This window comes from Streptomyces virginiae (assembly GCF_041432505.1).
GTDB classification, from domain to species: Bacteria; Actinomycetota; Actinomycetes; order Streptomycetales; family Streptomycetaceae; genus Streptomyces; species Streptomyces virginiae_A.
Map to the genome: position 1 here is coordinate 5,113,648 of NZ_CP107871.1, position 18,398 is coordinate 5,132,045.

General features: G+C 71.0%; 18 protein-coding genes. 10 read left to right on the forward strand and 8 right to left on the reverse strand.

Going from position 1 to position 18,398, the window contains the following annotated elements; genetic code table 11:
* Positions 1 to 19 precede the first annotated feature (19 nt).
* Positions 20 to 223 carry a ribbon-helix-helix domain-containing protein gene (locus OG624_RS23865; protein WP_234314053.1) on the forward strand — a complete coding sequence of 68 codons (204 nt, stop codon included), beginning with the start codon at positions 20 to 22 and terminating at the stop codon, positions 221 to 223.
* Positions 220 to 636, forward strand: coding sequence for a hypothetical protein (locus OG624_RS23870; protein WP_237545507.1), 417 nt, complete (start codon positions 220 to 222; stop codon positions 634 to 636). The genes OG624_RS23865 and OG624_RS23870 overlap by 4 nt, the downstream gene beginning before the upstream one ends.
* 86 nt (positions 637 to 722) lie before the next feature.
* Here OG624_RS23870 and OG624_RS23875 read toward each other — a convergent pair whose 3' ends face one another.
* From OG624_RS23875 to OG624_RS23910, 8 genes are all read right to left on the reverse strand, one after another.
* Positions 723 to 2,039, reverse strand: coding sequence for a M28 family metallopeptidase (locus OG624_RS23875; protein ID WP_161291505.1), 1,317 nt, complete (start codon positions 2,037 to 2,039; stop codon positions 723 to 725).
* 248 nt (positions 2,040 to 2,287) lie between these two features.
* Positions 2,288 to 3,235, reverse strand: coding sequence for an EamA family transporter RarD (rarD, locus tag OG624_RS23880; protein ID WP_033224190.1), 948 nt, complete (start codon positions 3,233 to 3,235; stop codon positions 2,288 to 2,290).
* A 157-nt stretch (positions 3,236 to 3,392) separates the two neighbouring features.
* Complete coding sequence (locus tag OG624_RS23885; RefSeq protein WP_371588249.1) at positions 3,393 to 4,247, reverse strand: SDR family oxidoreductase; 855 nt, start codon at positions 4,245 to 4,247, stop codon at positions 3,393 to 3,395.
* Positions 4,248 to 4,405: 158 nt separating this feature from the next.
* Complete coding sequence (locus tag OG624_RS23890) at positions 4,406 to 5,476, reverse strand: 2-oxoacid:ferredoxin oxidoreductase subunit beta (RefSeq protein ID WP_371639827.1); 1,071 nt, start codon at positions 5,474 to 5,476, stop codon at positions 4,406 to 4,408.
* A complete protein-coding gene (locus OG624_RS23895; protein ID WP_033224193.1) occupies positions 5,469 to 7,412 on the reverse strand; it encodes a 2-oxoacid:acceptor oxidoreductase subunit alpha in 1,944 nt (647 codons plus the stop codon). The genes OG624_RS23890 and OG624_RS23895 overlap by 8 nt, the downstream gene beginning before the upstream one ends.
* 150 nt (positions 7,413 to 7,562) lie before the next feature.
* The gene (locus OG624_RS23900) at positions 7,563 to 8,222 is read right to left on the reverse strand and encodes a response regulator transcription factor (protein ID WP_033224230.1); all 660 of its coding nucleotides are present in this window, start codon (positions 8,220 to 8,222) and stop codon (positions 7,563 to 7,565) included.
* A 235-nt stretch (positions 8,223 to 8,457) separates the two neighbouring features.
* Positions 8,458 to 9,759, reverse strand: coding sequence for a sensor histidine kinase (locus OG624_RS23905; protein WP_051763620.1), 1,302 nt, complete (start codon positions 9,757 to 9,759; stop codon positions 8,458 to 8,460).
* A gap of 525 nt (positions 9,760 to 10,284) precedes the next feature.
* The gene (locus OG624_RS23910) at positions 10,285 to 11,517 is read right to left on the reverse strand and encodes a sensor histidine kinase (RefSeq protein ID WP_371593276.1); all 1,233 of its coding nucleotides are present in this window, start codon (positions 11,515 to 11,517) and stop codon (positions 10,285 to 10,287) included.
* Positions 11,518 to 11,664: 147 nt separating this feature from the next.
* Between OG624_RS23910 and OG624_RS23915 the strand changes: the two genes are divergently transcribed.
* Genes OG624_RS23915 through OG624_RS23950 form a run of 8 tightly spaced genes read left to right on the forward strand, consistent with a single transcriptional unit; the run spans position 11,665 to position 18,371 of the window.
* Complete coding sequence (locus tag OG624_RS23915; protein ID WP_030012240.1) at positions 11,665 to 12,072, forward strand: NADH-quinone oxidoreductase subunit A; 408 nt, start codon at positions 11,665 to 11,667, stop codon at positions 12,070 to 12,072.
* A complete protein-coding gene (locus tag OG624_RS23920; RefSeq protein ID WP_266352968.1) occupies positions 12,063 to 12,671 on the forward strand; it encodes an NADH-quinone oxidoreductase subunit B in 609 nt (202 codons plus the stop codon). The genes OG624_RS23915 and OG624_RS23920 overlap by 10 nt, the downstream gene beginning before the upstream one ends.
* The gene (locus tag OG624_RS23925) at positions 12,668 to 13,813 is read left to right on the forward strand and encodes an NADH-quinone oxidoreductase subunit C (RefSeq protein WP_371639828.1); all 1,146 of its coding nucleotides are present in this window, start codon (positions 12,668 to 12,670) and stop codon (positions 13,811 to 13,813) included. Before OG624_RS23920 ends, OG624_RS23925 begins: the two co-directional genes overlap by 4 nt.
* Entirely contained in the window at positions 13,810 to 14,775 is a 966-nt protein-coding gene (locus OG624_RS23930; RefSeq protein WP_033224197.1) for a complex I subunit 1/NuoH family protein, read from the forward strand. Before OG624_RS23925 ends, OG624_RS23930 begins: the two co-directional genes overlap by 4 nt.
* Complete coding sequence (locus tag OG624_RS23935; protein ID WP_161297094.1) at positions 14,775 to 15,398, forward strand: NuoI/complex I 23 kDa subunit family protein; 624 nt, start codon at positions 14,775 to 14,777, stop codon at positions 15,396 to 15,398. Before OG624_RS23930 ends, OG624_RS23935 begins: the two co-directional genes overlap by 1 nt.
* Positions 15,395 to 16,006 (forward strand): NADH-quinone oxidoreductase subunit J family protein, encoded by a 612-nt coding sequence (locus OG624_RS23940; protein ID WP_051763621.1) that lies wholly within the window; start codon positions 15,395 to 15,397, stop codon positions 16,004 to 16,006. Before OG624_RS23935 ends, OG624_RS23940 begins: the two co-directional genes overlap by 4 nt.
* Positions 16,006 to 16,353, forward strand: a complete 348-nt coding sequence (gene nuoK / locus OG624_RS23945; RefSeq protein ID WP_030726044.1) for an NADH-quinone oxidoreductase subunit NuoK — start codon at positions 16,006 to 16,008, stop codon at positions 16,351 to 16,353. Before OG624_RS23940 ends, nuoK begins: the two co-directional genes overlap by 1 nt.
* Positions 16,350 to 18,371 carry an NADH-quinone oxidoreductase subunit 5 family protein gene (locus OG624_RS23950; protein ID WP_371593278.1) on the forward strand — a complete coding sequence of 674 codons (2,022 nt, stop codon included), beginning with the start codon at positions 16,350 to 16,352 and terminating at the stop codon, positions 18,369 to 18,371. Before nuoK ends, OG624_RS23950 begins: the two co-directional genes overlap by 4 nt.
* Positions 18,372 to 18,398: the final 27 nt, after the last annotated feature.

Genomic DNA, 18,398 nt, shown 5'->3' on the forward strand with positions numbered 1-18,398 from the left:
CCGCTGTACGGTGTTGGACATGTCGAGACACGTCACCATCCGCCTGGACGAAGAGTTCCACGAACGCCTGAAGGCACGTGCGGCGGCACTGGGGACGACGGTCACCGCGCTGATCACCGAGGTCACGGAGCGCGAACTCGACGAGGATCGCAAGAACTTCCTCTCCGGCATAGAGGAGTTCGCCGATCACTGGAGCTACTTCCAGCAGCGGTTCGGCAATTGAAGATCACCATGGAGTGGGCCTGGACGGCTCTGGCCCACCACCTCCCGTCCGATCCCGCTGTGTGGGATCCCTCCGGGGTGGCCGCCGCGGTCGCCCGGCACCAGAACGACCTCGTCCTCGTGCCCGAACAGCCCGCCCCGGACACCGCGTGGCGGGCCGCCGCGTTTTTGCACACCCTCGCGGTGTGCCCGGCGCTGGAGTCCCCGATGAACGAGTTCTACGCGGCCGCCGCGACCCGCTCGTACCTGCGGGTGGCCGGGGCGAAGCAGCTGCCCTCGCCCGAGGAGCTCGGCGACCTGGTGGAGGCGGCGAAACTGGGCCGCGCGGACATCGCGGCGGTGGCCGAGGAGCTGCGTGCCCGCATCCAGGGGCCGCTCCAGGCGTCCTCGCAGGCGGGCGCCGAGGACGCCTGACGTCTGACGCCCAGCTCCGGCACGATCGGATCGGAGGCGATCGGATCGTGCCGGAGCGGTGGAGCCGTGGAACGGTCGGCGGAAGACTAGAAGGTGATCTTCCAGCTGTTGATGTAGCCGACGTCCTGCGCCGCCGTGTCCTTGACCCGGAGGTTCCAGACCCCGTTGGCGACCTCGCTGGAGGCGTTCACCGTGTACGTCTGGACCAGGTTGTCGGCGCTGCCGCCGCTGCGGTTGTGCAGGTTGTAGACGGTGCCGTCGGGGGCGACCAGGTCGACCACCAGGTCACCGCGGTAGGTGTGGACGATGTTCACGTCGACCTTGGTGGTGGCGGGCGCGTTGCCCGTCACGCCGGAAACCGTGATCGGCGAGGACACCGCCGCCGCGGGGGAGTCCGGGATGTTCACGTCCGCCGTGTTCTCGAAGGACTGGCCGGGCGGGACCGGAGTGCCCGCACCGAGGGTCCAGATCGCGTAGGCGACGGCGTCGGAGTTGCGGTCCAGGGCGGTGTCGTTGATGTTCGTCAGACTGTCGCAGGAGGAGTGGTAGCACCGGTCGAAGGCCTGACCGGAGGTGCCGCCCCACTTCTGCGCCTGCGCCGCCGTCTTCGTGTAGTCGGCGCCGGAGAACAGGCCGCCGACGGGTATGCCCGCGTTCTTGAAGGGGGCGTGGTCGGAGCGGCCGTCGCCCTCGGTCTCGATCTCGGTCGGGACGCCGAGGCCGGCGTAGTAGTTCTTGAAGGTCTGCTCGATGGTCGGGTCGTCGTCGTAGACGAAGTAGCCCGGGTTCGGCGAGCCGATCATGTCGAAGTTCAGGTAGCCGGAGATCTTCGCCTTCTCGGCCGCCGGCAGGTTGTTGACGTAGTACTTCGAGCCGATCAGGCCCAGCTCCTCCGCGCCCCACCAGCCGAAACGCAGGTGCTTGGTGGGCTGCAGACCGGCCCGGGAGACGGCGAGGGCGGTCTCCAGGACGGCCGCGCTGCCGGAGCCGTTGTCGTTGATGCCGGCACCCGAGGTCACCGAGTCCAGGTGCGACCCGGCCATCAGGACCGAGTTCGGGTCGCCGCCCGGCCAGTCCGCGATCAGGTTGTAGCCGGTGGCGCCGCTGGAGGTGAAGGTCTGCAGGGTGGTCGTGAAGCCGGCCGCGTCGAGCTTGCCCTTCACGTAGTCGATCGAGGCCTTGTAGCCGGCCCGGCCGTGGGCACGGTTGCCGCCGTTGTTGGCGGCGATGGTCGAGAGCTGCGACAGGTGGGCCTTGACGTTGGCCAGCGGAATGTCGGGCGGTGTCGGTGCCGCGGTGACCGCCGAGGGGGCGGCGAGCGCGGCGGGGACGGCGGAGGCGAACAGGCCGGCGACCGCGAACGCGGTCACGGCGGCGAGGCGCCGAGAGACGGACAGGCTCATGTGGGGGCTCCGGGATTCCGCGGGGATATGACGGAACGGGTGGGGATAGAGCAGGTGAGCGTTAGTGCGTCAGTGCGAGCCTGATGTTCAGCGAGAGTGTGACTGTCCGTCAAGACCACAATTCGGTCAGGGCAGTTCGGAAAACGGACGATCCCCGGTACGGGTGGTCCGTACCGGGGATCGAGGGTGTGGAGTGTTTGCCGGCGCGAGCCCCGCGGGGGGCTGCGCCACGCGCCTTCCGGGGCGCGTTACGCGGGCTCGCGGGCCGGTGTCGCCAGGACCGTCGGCGCCGCCGCCTCCAACCTGGCCCGGGACCGCCGCGCCGTACGCAGCGCGTCCCAGGTGAGGATCACCAGCGCGGCCCACACCAGGGAGAAGCCCGCCCAGCGCTCGGGCGGCATCGCCTCGTGGAAGTACAGGACGCCGAGCCCGAACTGGAAGACCGGGGCCATGTACTGGAGCAGCCCCAGGGTGGACAGCGGAACCCGGATCGCGGCCATCCCGAAGAACACCAGCGGGATCGCCGTGACCAGGCCGGTCGCGGCCAACAGCAGCGCGTGGCCGACACCGTGCGCGGCGAAGGTGGACTGCCCCTGCGCGCCGAGCCACAGCACGTAGCCGAGGGCGGGCAGGAACAGCACGGCCGTCTCGGCGGCCAGCGACTCCAGGCCGCCCATGTTGAGCTTCTTCTTGATCAGCCCGTACGTGGCGAAGGAGAAGGCGAGGACCAGCGAGATCCACGGCGGTCGCCCGTAGCCGATGGCGAGCACCAGCACGGCGACGAAGCTGAGGCCGACCGCCACCCACTGGGCGCGGCGCAGTCGCTCGCCGAGCACCAGTACGCCGATGGCGATGCTGACCAGGGGATTGATGAAGTAGCCGAGGCTGGCCTCGACGACGTGCTCGTTGTTGACCGACCAGATGTACAGGCCCCAGTTCACGCTGATCACCGAGGCGGCCAGCGCGGTCAGGCCGAGCTTGCGCGGTTGGCGGAGCAGCTCCCGTATCCAGCCCCAGCGGCGCAGCGCGAGAAGTGCCAGACCGACCACGGCCAGGGACCACACCATGCGGTGGGCGAGGATCTCGACCGCCCCGGAGGGTTTGAGGAGAGGCCAGAAGAGGGGCACCAGCCCCCACATCCCGTACGCGCCGAATCCGTAGAGCAAACCCGTGCGCTGCTCGTTCTCCGCCTTCACGGGGCCTCCTGTGCGACTTCCAGCCAACTTCACGACGGTATCGCCGTACGGCCCGGATGTCATGCCCGTAATCGCGAGATACTCATGACATCTTTCGGGGCCGGTGGGCCCGTACGGATGTGGAGGTCGCTCGGGAGCCGCCGGGAGCCCGCCCAGGTCAGGCCAGCGCGGCGCCGATCGCCTCGGTGACCGGGGTCGTCGGCCGCCCGATCAGCCGGGCCAGGTCCCCGCCGGTGTCCGCCAGTCGGCCGCGCGCGATCGCCGCGTCCACGTCGACGATGATCGCCGCGAAGCCCTCGGGCACCCCCGCGCCCGTCAGGATCCGCAGGTGCTCGTCCGCCGGAACCTCGGCGTACGCGATCTCCTTGCCGCTGAGCGCCGACACCTCGGCCGCGTACTCCCCGAGGCTCCACGCGGTGTCGCCGGAGAGCTCGTAGATCCGGTTCAGGTGCCCCTCGCCGGTGAGGACCACGGCCGCGGCGGCCGCGTAGTCGGCGCGTGCCGCCGAGGCGACCCGGCCCTCGCCCGCGCTGCCCACGACCGCTCCGTGCCCGAGGACCGTCGGCAGCTCGCGGGTGTAGTTCTCGTGGTACCAGCCGTTGCGCAGGAAGGTGTACGGGAGCCCGGAGGCGAGCACGGCCTGCTCGGTGGTGGTGTGCTCGGAGGCCAGCTCGAAGTCGGCCTCGGGGCCGCCGAGGATGCCGGTGTAGGCCAGCTGCGCGACGCCCGCCGCCTTCGCGGCGTCGATCACGGCGGTGTGCTGGGCGACGCGCCGCCCGATCTCGTTGCCGGAGATCAGCAGCACCCGGTCGCCGGGCTCGAAGGCGCGGGCCAGGGCCGTCGGGTCGTCGTAGTCGGCGACGCGCACCTCGATCCCGCGCGCGGCCAGGTCGGCGGCCTTCTCCTCGTCGCGGACGACGACGGCGACCCGGTCGGCGGGGACCCGTTCCAGCAGCTCCTCGACGACGAGACGGCCGAGGGCTCCGGTGGCGGCGGTGACGACGATGCTCATGACTGCTCTCCTCGTTGGATGACAGCGCCAGCCTACGGGAAGCGCTAACTTTTGGAAAGCGCTGCATGGGGGGAAGTGGCGGGGCGTCGGGCCACGCATGCCGAAGCCCGGACCCCCAGGGAGGTCCGGGCTTCCGGCGGCCGTGTCGCGCGGGCGGGTCAGCCCACGACGGTCCAGGTGTCGTTGCCGGTCAGCAGCGCCCCGAGGTCACCCTTGCCGCTGCGGTCGATGGCCGCGTCGAGCTGGTCGGCCATGAGGGTGTCGTAGACGGGCCGCTCCGCGTTGCGGAACACCCCGATCGGGGTGTGGTGCAGCGTGTCGGGGTCGGCGAGGCGGGAGAGCGCGAAAGCGGTGGTGGGGCTCGCGTTCCGCGCGTCGTGCACCAGGATCCGCCCCTCGTTGGCCGGGGTGACCTCGACGACCTCGAGGTCCCCGGTGGCCGGATCGCGTACGACACCCTTCGCGTTGTCCGTGCCGAAGCGGATCGGCTGCCCGTCCTCCAGCCGGATCACGGCCTCCTGGGCCTGGTCCTTGTCCTTGAGGACCTCGAAGGCGCCGTCGTTGAAGATGTTGCAGTTCTGGTAGATCTCCACGAGCGCCGTGCCCTGGTGGTCGGCCGCCTGACGCAGCACCTCGGTCAGGTGCTTGCGGTCGGAGTCGACGGTCCGGGCGACGAAGGAGGCCTCGGCCCCGATCGCCAGCGACACCGGGTTGAAGGGCGCGTCGAGCGAGCCCATCGGCGTCGACTTGGTGATCTTGCCGACCTCGGACGTGGGGGAGTACTGGCCCTTGGTCAACCCGTAGATCCGGTTGTTGAACAGCAGGATCTTCAGGTTGACGTTGCGGCGCAGGGCGTGGATGAGGTGGTTCCCGCCGATGGACAGCGCGTCGCCGTCGCCCGTGACCACCCAGACGGACAGGTCGCGGCGGGAGGTGGCCAGGCCCGTGGCGATCGCCGGGGCGCGGCCGTGGATGGAGTGCATCCCGTACGTGTTCATGTAGTACGGGAAACGCGAGGAGCAACCGATGCCCGAGACGAAGACGATGTTCTCCTTCGCGATGCCCAGTTCGGGCATGAAGCCCTGCACCGCGGCCAGCACGGCGTAGTCACCGCAACCGGGGCACCAGCGGACCTCCTGGTCCGACTTGAAGTCCTTCATCGACTGCGTGCTCTCGGCCTTCGGTACCAGCGAGAGCAGGGTCCGCTCCCCTTCGGTCACCTCAGTCATCGATGGCCTCCTTGAGAACCGTGGCGAGCTGCTCCGCCTTGAACGGCATTCCGTTGACCTGGTTGTACGACTGGGCGTCGACCAGGTATTTCGCCCGGATCAGGGTGGCGAGCTGCCCGAGGTTCATCTCCGGCACCACTACCTTCTCGTAACGCTCCAGGACCTCACCGAGATTCCTGGGGAAGGGGTTGAGGTGGCGCAGGTGGGCCTGGGCGATGGGGAGTCCGGCGCTGCGCAACCGGCGGACGGCCGCGGTGATGGGGCCGTAGGTGGATCCCCAACCCAGGACCAGGGTGGTGGCGCCGTCCGGGTCGTCGACGTCGACGTCGGGGACCTGGATGCCGTCGACCTTGGCCTGCCGGGTGCGGACCATGAGGTCGTGGTTGGCCGGATCGTAGGAGATGTTGCCGGTGCCGTCCTGCTTCTCGATGCCGCCGATGCGGTGTTCGAGGCCGGGGGTGCCGGGGATGGCCCAGGGCCGGGCGAGGGTCTCCGGATCCCGCTTGTACGGCCAGAACACCTCGGTGCCGTCGGCGAGGGTGTGGTTCGCGGCGGTGGCGAACTTGACCTTCAGGTCGGGCAGGTCGGCGACCTCCGGGATCCGCCAGGGCTCGGATCCGTTGGCGAGGTAGCCGTCGGAGAGCAGGAAGACCGGGGTCCGGTAGGTGAGCGCGATACGGGCCGCGTCGAGGGCGGCGTCGAAGCAGTCCGCGGGGGTCCGCGGCGCCACGATCGGGACGGGGGCCTCGCCGTTGCGGCCGAACATGGCCTGCAGGAGGTCCGCCTGCTCCGTCTTGGTCGGCAGACCGGTCGAGGGGCCGCCGCGCTGGATGTCCACGATCAGGAGCGGCAGCTCCAGCGACACCGCGAGGCCGATCGCCTCCGACTTGAGCGCCACACCCGGCCCGGAGGTGGTGGTCACCCCGAGCGCGCCGCCGAAGGCCGCGCCGAGTGCCGCGCCGATGCCGGCGATCTCGTCCTCGGCCTGGAAGGTCCGCACACCGAAGTTCTTGTGCTTCGACAGCTCGTGCAGGATGTCCGAGGCCGGGGTGATCGGGTAGGAGCCCAGGTAGAGCGGCAGGTCGGCCTGTTGGCTCGCGGCGACGAGACCGTAGGAGAGCGCCAGGTTCCCGGAGATGTTGCGGTAGGTGCCGGTGGGGAAGGCGCGGGTGGCGGGGGCGACCTCGTAAGAGACCGCGAAGTCCTCGGTGGTCTCCCCGAAGTTCCAGCCGGCCCGGAAGGCGACGACGTTCGCCTCGGCGATCTCGGGCTTCTTCGCGAACTTCTGCCGCAGGAAGTTCTCGGTGCCCTCGGTGGGCCGGTGGTACATCCACGACAGCAGGCCGAGCGCGAACATGTTCTTGCTGCGCTCGGCCTCCTTGCGGGAGAGGCCGAAGTCCTTCAGGGCCTCGACCGTCAGGGTGGTCAGCGGCACCGGATGCAGGCTGTAGGCGTCGAGAGAGCCGTCCTCCAGCGGCGAGGTGGCGTAGCCGACCTTGGCCATGGGGCGCTTGGTGAATTCATCCGTGTTGATGATGATCTCCGCGCCGCGCGGCAGGTCCGCGATGTTCGCCTTCAGGGCCGCCGGGTTCATTGCAACCAGCACGTTCGGGGCGTCGCCCGGGGTGAGGATGTCGTGGTCGGCGAAGTGCAGCTGGAAGGAGGAGACGCCCGGAAGGGTTCCGGCGGGCGCGCGGATCTCGGCGGGGAAGTTCGGCAGCGTCGACAGGTCGTTCCCGAAGGACGCCGTTTCCGAGGTGAAGCGGTCACCGGTGAGCTGCATACCGTCACCGGAGTCACCCGCGAATCGGATGATCACACGATCGAGGCGGCGCACTTCCTTGCCGCCCGGACTCTCCGGGGCGCGCTGTCCACCGACAATCGCACCCCCGGCCCCGTCGGCCTGCTCGGCTGGGCTGCTGACCTGGCTGGTCACTGAACTGGACCTCCTTCGAGGCGTGACCCCCCGGGACCCACCCTACGACGGTAGGGATCAAGGCCCCCAGGAGCGGTCACATTCTGGACCGTAGGACCACCCGTCGAGACGGCCCTGCCGGTATGCCATATCTGACAGAGTGTCAGTCGATCAAGATTTCAGGTAGGTGAGAACGGCCAGTACTCGCCGGTGATCCCCGTCACTCGGCGAAAGGCCCAACTTCATGAAGATGTTGCTGACGTGCTTCTCCACCGCTCCGTCGCTCACGACCAACTGCTTCGCCACGGCGGAATTCGTCCGGCCCTCGGCCATCAGCCCGAGCACCTCGCGCTCGCGCGGGGTCAGGCCCGCCAGGACGTCCTGCTTCCGGCTGCGACCGAGCAGCTGGGCGACGACCTCGGGGTCCAGGGCCGTACCGCCCCGGGCCACCCGCACGACCGCGTCCAGGAACTCGCGCACGTCGGCCACCCGGTCCTTGAGCAGATACCCCACCCCGGTGGTCGAACCGGCCAGCAGTTCGGTGGCGTACTGCTCCTCCACGTACTGGGACAGCACGAGCACACCTATCCCGGGGTGATCACGGCGTAGCCGCACCGCCGCCCGTACCCCCTCGTCGGTGTGGGTCGGCGGCATCCGTACGTCCGCCACCACCACATCCGGCAGCGCACCCTCCGCCGCCAGATCCGCCACCGTCTTGATCAGGGCCTCCGCGTCCCCGACGCCTGCCACGACGTCATGCCCCCGGTCGGTCAGCAACCGGGTCAGGCCCTCACGCAGCAGCACTGAATCCTCGGCGATGACCACCCGCACCCTGTCGTCCACGACTCAGCTTCCCCCGCGTCCACTCGCTCACGAACTACCTGACTCAGCCAAGCATCCCAGTCTTGGGTCCCGCTGAAGGCAGAGCCGGGACAACATGTCGGCGCACGGGGGGAGTTTTCGCGTACTGGAACGTCACATGCCGCAAACGGGGGCCATGCCCGCCGGGAGTTGCGAAGGGCCGGGCCACCCGGCCCGGCCCTTCGTTCGACGGCTTTTCCACCCGCTAGGGGCGCCAGGGCAGCTCGGCCGTGACCGTCGTCCCGCCCCCGACGGGGGAGTCGACGACCAGCACCCCGTCCACGGCGTCCAGCCGCTCGGTCAGCCCCGCCAGCCCCGTCCCCTCCCGCGTCCCGGCCCCGCCCCGACCGTCGTCGGCGACCTGGATCAGCAGCCGCTCCCCGGACTTCCACACGTCCACCGAGGCCGACCGGGCCAGCGCGTGCTTGCTGACGTTCTGCAGCAGCTCCGAGACCGTGAAGTACGCGATCCCCTCGATCGCCGCCGCGGGCCGGGCCGGCAGATCCACGGCCACCCGTACCGGCACCGCGCACCGCGAGGCCACCGAGGACAGCGCCGCGTCCAGCCCCCGGTCGGTCAGCACGGCCGGGTGGATCCCACGAGCCAGGTCACGCAGCTCCTGGAGGGCGATCTTCACCTCACCGTGCGCCTCGTCCACCATCCGGGCGGCGGCCTGCGGATCCTCGGTCAGCTTCTCCTTCGCCAGCCCCAGATCCATCGCCAGCGCCACCAGCCGGGCCTGCGCCCCGTCGTGCAGATCCCGCTCGATGCGCCGCAGGTCGGCGGCGGCGGTGTCCACGACCACCCCGCGGTCGGACTCCAGCTCGCTGACCCGGGTGGCCAGGCTCGACGCCCCGAGCAGCCCGCCGACCATCACGCGATCGACGGTGGTCAGGGCCCGGATCACCCAGGGGGTGGCGAGGGTGAGGGCCAGCCCGATCAGGCTGGTCAGGGCGATCGTGCCGGGCGAGTCGAGGTAGAAGGTGTAGTCGTCGTTCTGGAAGAGCTGCAGACCGGGCTGGTCGGTGAAGGCCGGGAACACCCAGAACCACAGCGGGTACAGCAGGTACGCCCACCCGCACGCCCACAGCACCAGGGACAGGCAGAACGAGAACACCGCCCACGGGAAGTGGACGACCGAGTACAGCACGTGCCGCCAGGCGCTCCCGCTCTTGAGCAGCGCACCCATGGCGGCGAGCGGACCGGCCTTCTTCGCCCGGATCGGCGCGGGGGCGGGGATGTCCGCCCCGAGCAGCCCACGCACCCGGGCCCGCTCCACGTGCCCGAAGCCCCGGCACATGGCGAGCACACCGGCGAGAACCGGAACCCCGAGGAAGGTGACGAGCAGTCCGGCGCCCAGGCTCACGCCGGCGATGGCGAGCGAGAAGTACACCGTGCTCAGTGGCAGCCCGATCAGCAGGTACCCGAGCTCCCGCCAGGTCCGCCCCTCGACCGGAGCCCGCAGCACCGCGCCGATCCCGCCGCCCGCGCCTCTGCCGTTGTCCATGATCCCGACCCGCCCTTCCGGTCCTCCGATACCCCCTCACCCTGCCGCCCCCGCTCCCCCCACAACCATCCGGCGGGTCGGCATCTCCACCGGGGGGTTAACCCCACCCCGCGGCCGTGCCCATCCCATGCCCCTTCGGCGTTCGAGGCGACGGCCCACCCATTCCAGCCCCGCCGGGGTTCGAGACGACCCACCCACCCCTTCCGGCGTTCGAGGCGACGGTCCACCCACTCCAGCCCCGCCGGGGTTCGAGGCGGCCCACCCACCCCTTCCGGCGTTCGAGGCGGCGGCTCACCCATTCCAGCCTCGCCCGGGTTCGAGGCGGCGGCCCACCCATTCCAGCCTCGCCGGCGTTTGAGGCGCGGGGTCCGGGGCGGAGCCCTGGGAAGCGGCGCGGCGCCGGACCCACGACCGAGACCCCCACCCACCCCGCGGGCAGCAGACGGCGCCGGACACACGAACGGGACCCCCGCCCACCCCGGACGGGAGTCCCGCTCACCAGCACCAACACACGAGGCCCGAGGCCTACCCCCGGTCCCGGTCCCGCCACGGCAGCTCGGCCGTGACCACGGTCCCCGCCCCCGCGGGCGAGTCCACCACCAGCACCCCGTCCACCGCGCCCAACCGCTCCGCGAGCCCCGCCAACCCACTCCCCCCGGAGGGACTCGCTCCGCCCCGCCCGTCGTCCGACACCCGGATCATCAGCCGTGCCCCCGCCCGCCACACCTCGACCGTCGCGCCCCGCGCCCCCGGCCCCGCGTGCTTGCTCACGTTCTGCAGCAGCTCGGACACCACGAAGTACGCGATCCCCTCGATCGCCTCCGCCGGCCGTCCCCGCGCCGCATCACCGGCCACGTCACCCACCGCACCACCCGCCGGATCCCCCGGCAGATCCACCACCACCTTCACCGGCACCACACACCGCGCCGCCACCGACGACAGCGCCGCGTCCAGCCCCCGGTCCGTCAGCACCGCCGGGTGGATCCCCCGCGCGAGGTCCCGCAATTCCTGCAGCGCCAGCTTCACCTCACCGTGCGCCTCGTCGACCATCGCCGCCGCGCCCTCCGGGTCCTCCAGCAGCTTCTCCTTCGCCAGGCCCAGCCCCATCGCCAGCGCCACCAGCCGGGCCTGCGCCCCGTCGTGCAGGTCCCGCTCGATGCGCCGCAGATCGGCCGCCGCCGTGTCGACCACGACGCCCCGGTCGGATTCCAGCTCCGCGATCCGCCGCTCCAGGTCGTCGGAGGGCGACAGCAGCCCCCGTACCATCGCCCGGTCCACGTTCGCCATCAGCCGCACCAGGTACGGCAGCACCGGCCACAGCACGAACAGGCCGGTCAGCGCTACCGTGAAGGTGAGTACTCCCCACGGCAACCGGATCAGCTGGTACAGCACCGTCCGCCAGCCGACCGGGTCCTTGATGCTCGTCCACAGCCAGGGGAAGAATCCGCCGGACCGCTTCGGCCCGGGGATCGGGGTCGGCTCGTCCACCCGTACGCCCAGCAACCCGCGGGCGCGTGCCCGGTCCAGCCGTCCCAATTGCCGAGACAGATACAGACCGCACGCGAGCAGAGGAATTCCGACCGCTGTCACGGAAAGACCGCCGGCGGTGGAAACCATGACAACCGCGTAAACGAATCCGACGATCGCCAGCGGCAGGTTGCTCACGAGATAGGCGATCTCCTTCCACGTCACGGCGCTGAAGACGGCCCGTACGGGGGGAGGTCGATCGTTGTCGGGTACGGCATGGCTCATGGTCATGCGCCACACCCTGTCAAGTACGACCCGCTGATGCCATGGGGTGGCCGGGGTGCTGTGAACGGGGGATAACCCCACCCCGTGTGAGGCAGGCCCTAGACTCCCGTCCGTACCAGATCGTCGACAGTGACCGAGGAGCGAGGAACGGACGTGCCTGAACCAACGGTATCGACCGTAACCGTGCTCGCGGCGGACTACTTCCGGAGTTATTCGGTCGTAGGTCTACTGGCCGCCCTCGGTGTGCTTTTCGTGGCCGTCGCCTTCGGCGCGGGCCGCCTGCTGCGGCCCGTCGTCCCGACCCCCGAGAAGCTGCTGACCTACGAATGCGGTGTGGACCCGGTCGGCGAGGGCTGGGCGCACACCCAGGTCCGCTACTACGTCTACGCGTTCCTCTACGTCATCTTCGCCGTCGACTCGATCTTCCTGTTCCCGTGGGCGACGGTGTTCGCCGCCGCCGGTTACGGCGCCACGACCCTGGTGGAGATGTTCATCTTCCTGGGCTTCCTGGCCGTCGGCCTGCTCTATGCGTACAAGAAGGGCGTCCTCGAATGGACGTGACACCGGCTGTGACGCCGACCGAGGGCGTGCTGCTCCCGGAGCCCAAGCGCCTCGGAGTCCTCTCCCGCCTGGCCCCGGAACCGATGAAGGTGGTCCTGAACTGGGGCCGCCGGTACAGCCTGTGGGTCTTCAACTTCGGCCTGGCCTGCTGCGCGATCGAGTTCATCGCCGCGTCCATGGCCCGGCACGACTTCATCCGGCTGGGTGTGATCCCCTTCGCGCCGGGGCCGCGTCAGGCCGACCTGATGATCGTCTCGGGCACCGTCACCGACAAGATGGCCCCGGCCGTGAAGCGGCTCTACGAGCAGATGCCGGAGCCGAAGTACGTCATCTCCTTCGGCGCCTGCTCCAACTGCGGCGGCCCGTACTGGGACTCGTACTCCGTGACCAAGGGCGTCGACCAGATCATCCCGGTCGACGTCTACGTGCCCGGCTGCCCGCCGCGTCCCGAAGCCCTTCTCCAGGGCATCCTCAAGCTCCAGGAGAAGATCGCCCGCGAGTCGCTGGCCGAGCGCTACGCCGTCGGGCCGTCCGTGGCCCAGCTGACCAGCGGCCTGGTCACGCCCCCGCCGGCACCCGCGCAGGGGGCGGGCGCGTGAACCTCTACGACTCCCTCCCCGACGCGGCGCCGACGGTCTTCGGAGCCGAGGCCGTCGCCGAGTTCTCGTACGACGTCCTCACGGTGGACGTGCCCGTCGGCAGCTGGATCTCCGCCCTCGAAATCGCCCGGGACAAGCTGGGCTGCACCTACTTCGACTGGCTGAGCGCGGTGGACGAGCCCGGCACCGGCTTCCGGATCTGCGCGCACGTCGCGTCGTTGGAGAACCACCGGGTCCGCCGACTGCTGCTGCGCACGACCGTCCCGCACAGCGCCGCCTCCCTCCCGTCCGCGGTCGCCGTCTACGCCGGCGCGGAATGGCACGAGCGCGAGACCTTCGAGATGTTCGGCGTGACCTTCACCGACCACCCGCACCTCGTCCCGCTCCTCCTCCCCGAGAACTTCGAGGGACACCCGCTGCGCAAGGACTTCGTCCTGGCCGCGCGCGTCGCCAAGGCCTGGCCCGGTGCCAAGGAGCCCGGCGAGGCCCACGACCCGGACGCGCCCAAGCGCCGCCAGATGCTCCCGCCGGGCGTACCGGACCCCAACGACTGGGGCCCGATGAAGGGCCAGCTCCCGCCGGCCCCGGCCCGTCCGGCCCGCACCGCGCGTGCGGCCGGCGCGGCGGGCGCCGCCGCGCGTACCCCGCGCGAGGGTGCTCCGGTCCGCCGTACCCGCTCGGTCACCGAGGGCTCGGCCACCCAGCCCCCGGCCGACGCGGCCACCGGGGCGGCGGAGGAGGCTCCGCCTCGCCCGCCGCGCCGTACCCGCTCGGTGTCGGAGGGCTCGGCGAGCCAGTCGACCCCGGCCGTGGCGGCTCCGGAGGAATCGGCGGAAGCCGCGCCTCGCCCGCCGCGCCGTACCCGTTCGGTCGCCGACGGCTCGGCGAGCCAGACCCCGGCCCCGGCCGCCCCGGACTCCGGGGAGAGCGAGGCGCCGCCGCGCCGCCCCGCCCCGCGCAGCTCGGACGCCCCCTGGCACGATCCGAAGCCTGCCTTCGAGGAGCCGAAGGCTCCGGCGAAGCCGCGACCGGAGACACCTCCGGAGACCTCACCGGAGTCGGACGCGACCTCGGGGTCCGACCCCAGGACCACCCCGACCACCGACCCCACCCCCGACCCCGACAACGGAGGCGACGCGTGAACGACGTCCTCGACGTCGCCCTGCGGCTGATCGTCGTCTTCGCCGTCTTCCTCGTGCTCCCGCTCGTCGTCGGGCAGACCGAGCACAAGGTGATGGCCCACATGCAGGGCCGCCTCGGCCCCATGTACGCCGGCGGCTTCCACGGCTGGGCCCAGCTCGTCGCCGACGGCGTGAAGTTCGCGCAGAAGGAAGACATCGTTCCGGCGGGCGCCGACCGGCGCATCTTCCAGCTCGCCCCCGCCGTCGCCCTGCTGCCCTACCTCCTCGTCCTGTTGGTCATCCCGATCGGCCCCGGCGAGGGTGCCGTCGGCCAGGTCATCGACGCGGGCCTGTTCTTCGCGCTCGCCGTCATGGGCGTCGGAGTCCTCGGCTCCCTGATGGCCGGCTGGGCCTCCGCGAACAAGTTCTCCCTGCTCGGCGGCCTGCGCACCGCGGCCCAGCTGCTCGCCTACGAGCTCCCGATGCTGCTCGCCGCGGCTTCCGTCGCCATGGCCGCCGGTACGGTCTCCCTCCCCGGCATCGTCGACGCCTTCGAGTGGTGGTGGCTGCCCTGGCAGATCGTCGGCGCGCTCGTCTTCTTCGTCGCCGGTCTCGCCGAACTGCAGCGGCCCCCCTTCGACATGCCCGTCGCCGACTCCGAGATCATCTTCGGCGCGTACACCGAGTACACCGGCCTGCGCTTCGCCCTGTTCCTCCTCGCCGAGTACGCCGGCATCGTCGTCCTCTGCGCCCTCACCACCGTCCTGTTCCTCGGCGGCTGGCACGGCCCCTTCGGCGACGACCTCGGCTGGGTCTGGACCCTGCTCAAGATCGCGATCCTCGCCTTCGTCGTGATCTGGCTCCGCGTGAGCTACCCGCGCCTGCGCGAGGACCAGCTCCAGAAGCTCGCCTGGACCACACTCATCCCGCTCGCGCTCGCCCAGATCGCGCTCACCGGCATCGTGAAGGTGGCGATCCAGTAATGCCCATCCCCGGATCCGGCCTGGCCAAGGGCCTGGCCGTGACGCTGCGCACGATGACGAAGCGCTCGCACACGGCCCAGTACCCCGACGTCCAGCCCGAACTGCCGCCCCGCTCCCGCGGAGTCATCGGTCTGTTCGAGGAGAACTGCACCGTCTGCATGCTCTGCGCCCGTGAGTGCCCCGACTGGTGCATCTACATCGACTCCCACAAGGAGACGGTCCCGGCGGCCACCCCCGGCGGCCGAGAGCGCAGCCGCAACGTCCTCGACCGCTTCGCCATCGACTTCTCCCTCTGCATGTACTGCGGCATCTGCATCGAGGTGTGCCCCTTCGACGCCCTCTTCTGGTCGCCGGAGTTCGAGTACGCGGAGACCGACATCCACGAGCTGACCCACGAGCGGGACAAGCTCCGCGAGTGGATGTGGACCGTCCCGGCGCCGCCCGCGCTGGACCCGGCCGCCGAGGAGCCCAAGGAGATCGCCGCCGCCCGCAAGGCCGTGGAGAAGGCCGAAGCCGCGGCCGCGGCGGCCGCTGCGGCAGCCGCCGCCGAAGCCGCCGAAGCCGCCGCCCAGGCGGCCGAGACCGAAGAGCCGACCGACCCGACCCCGGAGGGAGACGCGTGAGCCCCGCCGCCACCCTGGCCGCAGCCGCCACCACCACCGGGCCCGGATTCCTCTCCCCGACCGGCGTCGAGATCGCCTTCGTCCTCGTCGGACTCGCCACCCTCGGCGCGGCCCTCGTCACGGTCACCACCAAGCAGCTCGTGCACGCCGCCCTGTGGCTGGTCGTCGCGCTCGGCGGCATCGCCGTCGAGTACCTGCTGCTGACCGCCGAGTTCATCGCCTGGGTCCAGGTCCTCATCTACCTCGGTTCCGTGATCGTCCTCCTCCTCTTCGGGCTGATGCTCACCAAGGCCCCCATCGGCCGCTCCCCGGACGCGGACTCCGGCAACCGCCCGCTCGCGCTCGGCGTCGCCGTCGTCGCCGCCGTGTCACTGGTCTGGGTGGTCGTCGACGCATTCCGCACCACCTGGATCGACCTCGACGGACCGGTCCAGGGCTCCACCAAGGTCTCCGGCGAGATCCTCTTCCAGCACTGGGTGCTGCCGTTCGAGGCGCTCTCCGTCCTCCTCCTCGCAGCCCTGATCGGGGCCATCGTGCTGTCCCGCAAGAACGACCCCGCCGACCCCGCCACCCCGGCCGGCCCCGGCGAGAAGAAGGGCCGGCGCTGATGCACCTCGCCTACCCCGCCGTACTCGCGGCGCTTCTCTTCTGCACGGGCCTGTACGGAGTACTCGCCCGCCGCAACGCCATCCTGGTCCTGATGTCCGTCGAGCTGATGCTCAACGCCGTCAACCTCAACCTGGTGGCCTTCGACGTCTGGCTGCGCGACGCCCTGCACGCCGGCCAGGCCCTCACCCTCTTCACCATCGCGATCGCCGCCGCCGAGATCGGCATCGGCCTCGCGATCGTGCTGATGGTCTACCGCAACCGGGGCACCTCCGACGTCGACCGGCTGCGCGACACCGCCGAGGGCCACGAGCCCGCTGCGAACAACCAGAGCGAGGTCACCGCGTGAGCACCACGACCCTCGCCGTCCTCGTCCCGCTGCTCCCCTTCCTCGGCGCGGTCGCCGGCCTCCTGCTCGGCCGCAACGCCCCCGGGTTCGTCCGGCCGCTCGCGATCCTGCCGACGCTCGGCGCCGCCGTACTGGCCGTACTCGTCGCCGTCCGCCAAGGCGGCGGCGAGACGATCAGCGCCGCGACCGAGCTGACCCCGACCGGCTCGGTGCCGATCGAACTCTCCCTGTACCTGGACGGCTTCGCCGCGCTGGTCGCCGTCCTGGTCGGGGTCGTCGCCACCTGCGTACAGCTCTACTCGACGGCGTACCTGCGTGAGGACCCGCGCTACCCGTCCTATGCCGCTCTCGTCTCACTGTTCACCTCCGCCATGCTGCTCGTCGTCTACTCCGGCGACCTGATGGTGCTGCTGGTCGGCTGGGAAGTCATGGGCATCTGCTCGTACTTCCTGGTCGGCCACTACTGGGAGACCGAAGCGGCCCGCTCCGCCTCCCTGAAGGCCTTCCTCGTCACCAAGCTCGGCGACGTCCCCTTCCTGATCGGCCTGTTCGCGCTCGCCACCGACGCCGGCTCCTTCGAGATCCCGAAGATCCTGGACACCGTCGCCGACGGCGGACTCGACCACCCGACGCTGATCGCGCTGCTCCTGCTCGCCGGAGTCGCTGGCAAGTCCGCGCAGTTCCCCCTGCACACCTGGCTCCCCGACGCCATGGCGGGCCCCACCCCGGTCTCGGCACTGATCCACGCCGCGACGATGGTCGCCGCCGGTGTCTACTTCATCGCCCGCCTCCTGCCCGTCTTCGCGGCATCCCAGGCCGCGCTGGTGGTCATGGCCGTGATGGCGGCCGTCACGATGATCGGCTCCGGCCTGGCCGCCATCGCCCAGGACGACATCAAGCGGGTACTCGCCTACTCCACGATCGGCCAGCTCGGCTACATGATCGGCGCCCTGGCCGTCGGCGACCGCGGCGCCGCCGTCTTCCACCTCCTGTCCCACGGCGCGTTCAAGGCGCTCCTCTTCCTCGGCGCCGGCGTGATCATCCACGCCGCCGGTACCAACTCCCTCGGCGTCATGTCCCGGATGGACGGCCTCGTCAAGCGCATCCCCGACGCCTTCTGGACGATGACGATCGCGCTCCTCGCGCTCGCCGCGGTCCCGCCCTTCGCCGGCTTCTTCTCCAAGGAAGCCGTCCTCGTCGCCGCCGAGCACACCGCCACCGGCCACTCGGACTTCGCACCCAGCGCCGCCGGCTGGCTGGTGCTCGTCGCCGGTCTGCTGACCGCCCTGCTCACCGCCGCCTACGCCACCCGGCTGTGGCTGATGGCCTTCCGCGGCCGCGGCGCCGCCGCCCCCGACCACGGCAAGGAGCCCCTCGCCATGACCGGCGTGCTGTGGCTGCTGGCGATCCCGTCCGTCGGCTTCGGCCTCGCGGCCGGACCCATCTCCGACTGGTTCGACAGCGGGGAACTCACCCCGACCCTGGTCACCTCGGTCCTCGGCACGGGCGCCGCCGCCATCGGCGCGATGCTCACCTACGCCCTCTGGCAGCGCGCCTCCGCGAAGGCCGCCCTCGCGAGCGCCGCCGGCACCCGAGCCGCGGCCGCCGCCGAGACGCCCGCCGCGGTCGCCGCCGCCGAATCCGCCGCGGAAGCCCCCGAGGTGGCCGAGGTGACCCACGATCACCCCACCGTCCCGGCCGGCCCCGCCGCCGACCCCGGCACGGCGCTCCTCGGCCCCCTGCACCGCCACGCCGCCGACGGCTTCCACCTCGACGCCGTCTACGACCGGCTGTTCGTCCGGCCCGTCCAGGCCGCGGCGCGCCTCGTCCGCTTCCTCGACCGCGAGGTCGTGGACACGTACGTCCGCGGCGCGGGCACCGGCACCCAGCTGCTCGGCAGCCTCGTGCGCCGAGCCCAGACCGGCAACGTGCAGAGCTACCTGAGCGCCCTGCTCGCAGGCGCCGTGGTCCTGGCGATCGCCACCGCCGTCCTCGCCAACGTCAACGCCGGATCGTGAGCCGTGAGTCAGCCGTGATTGATATCA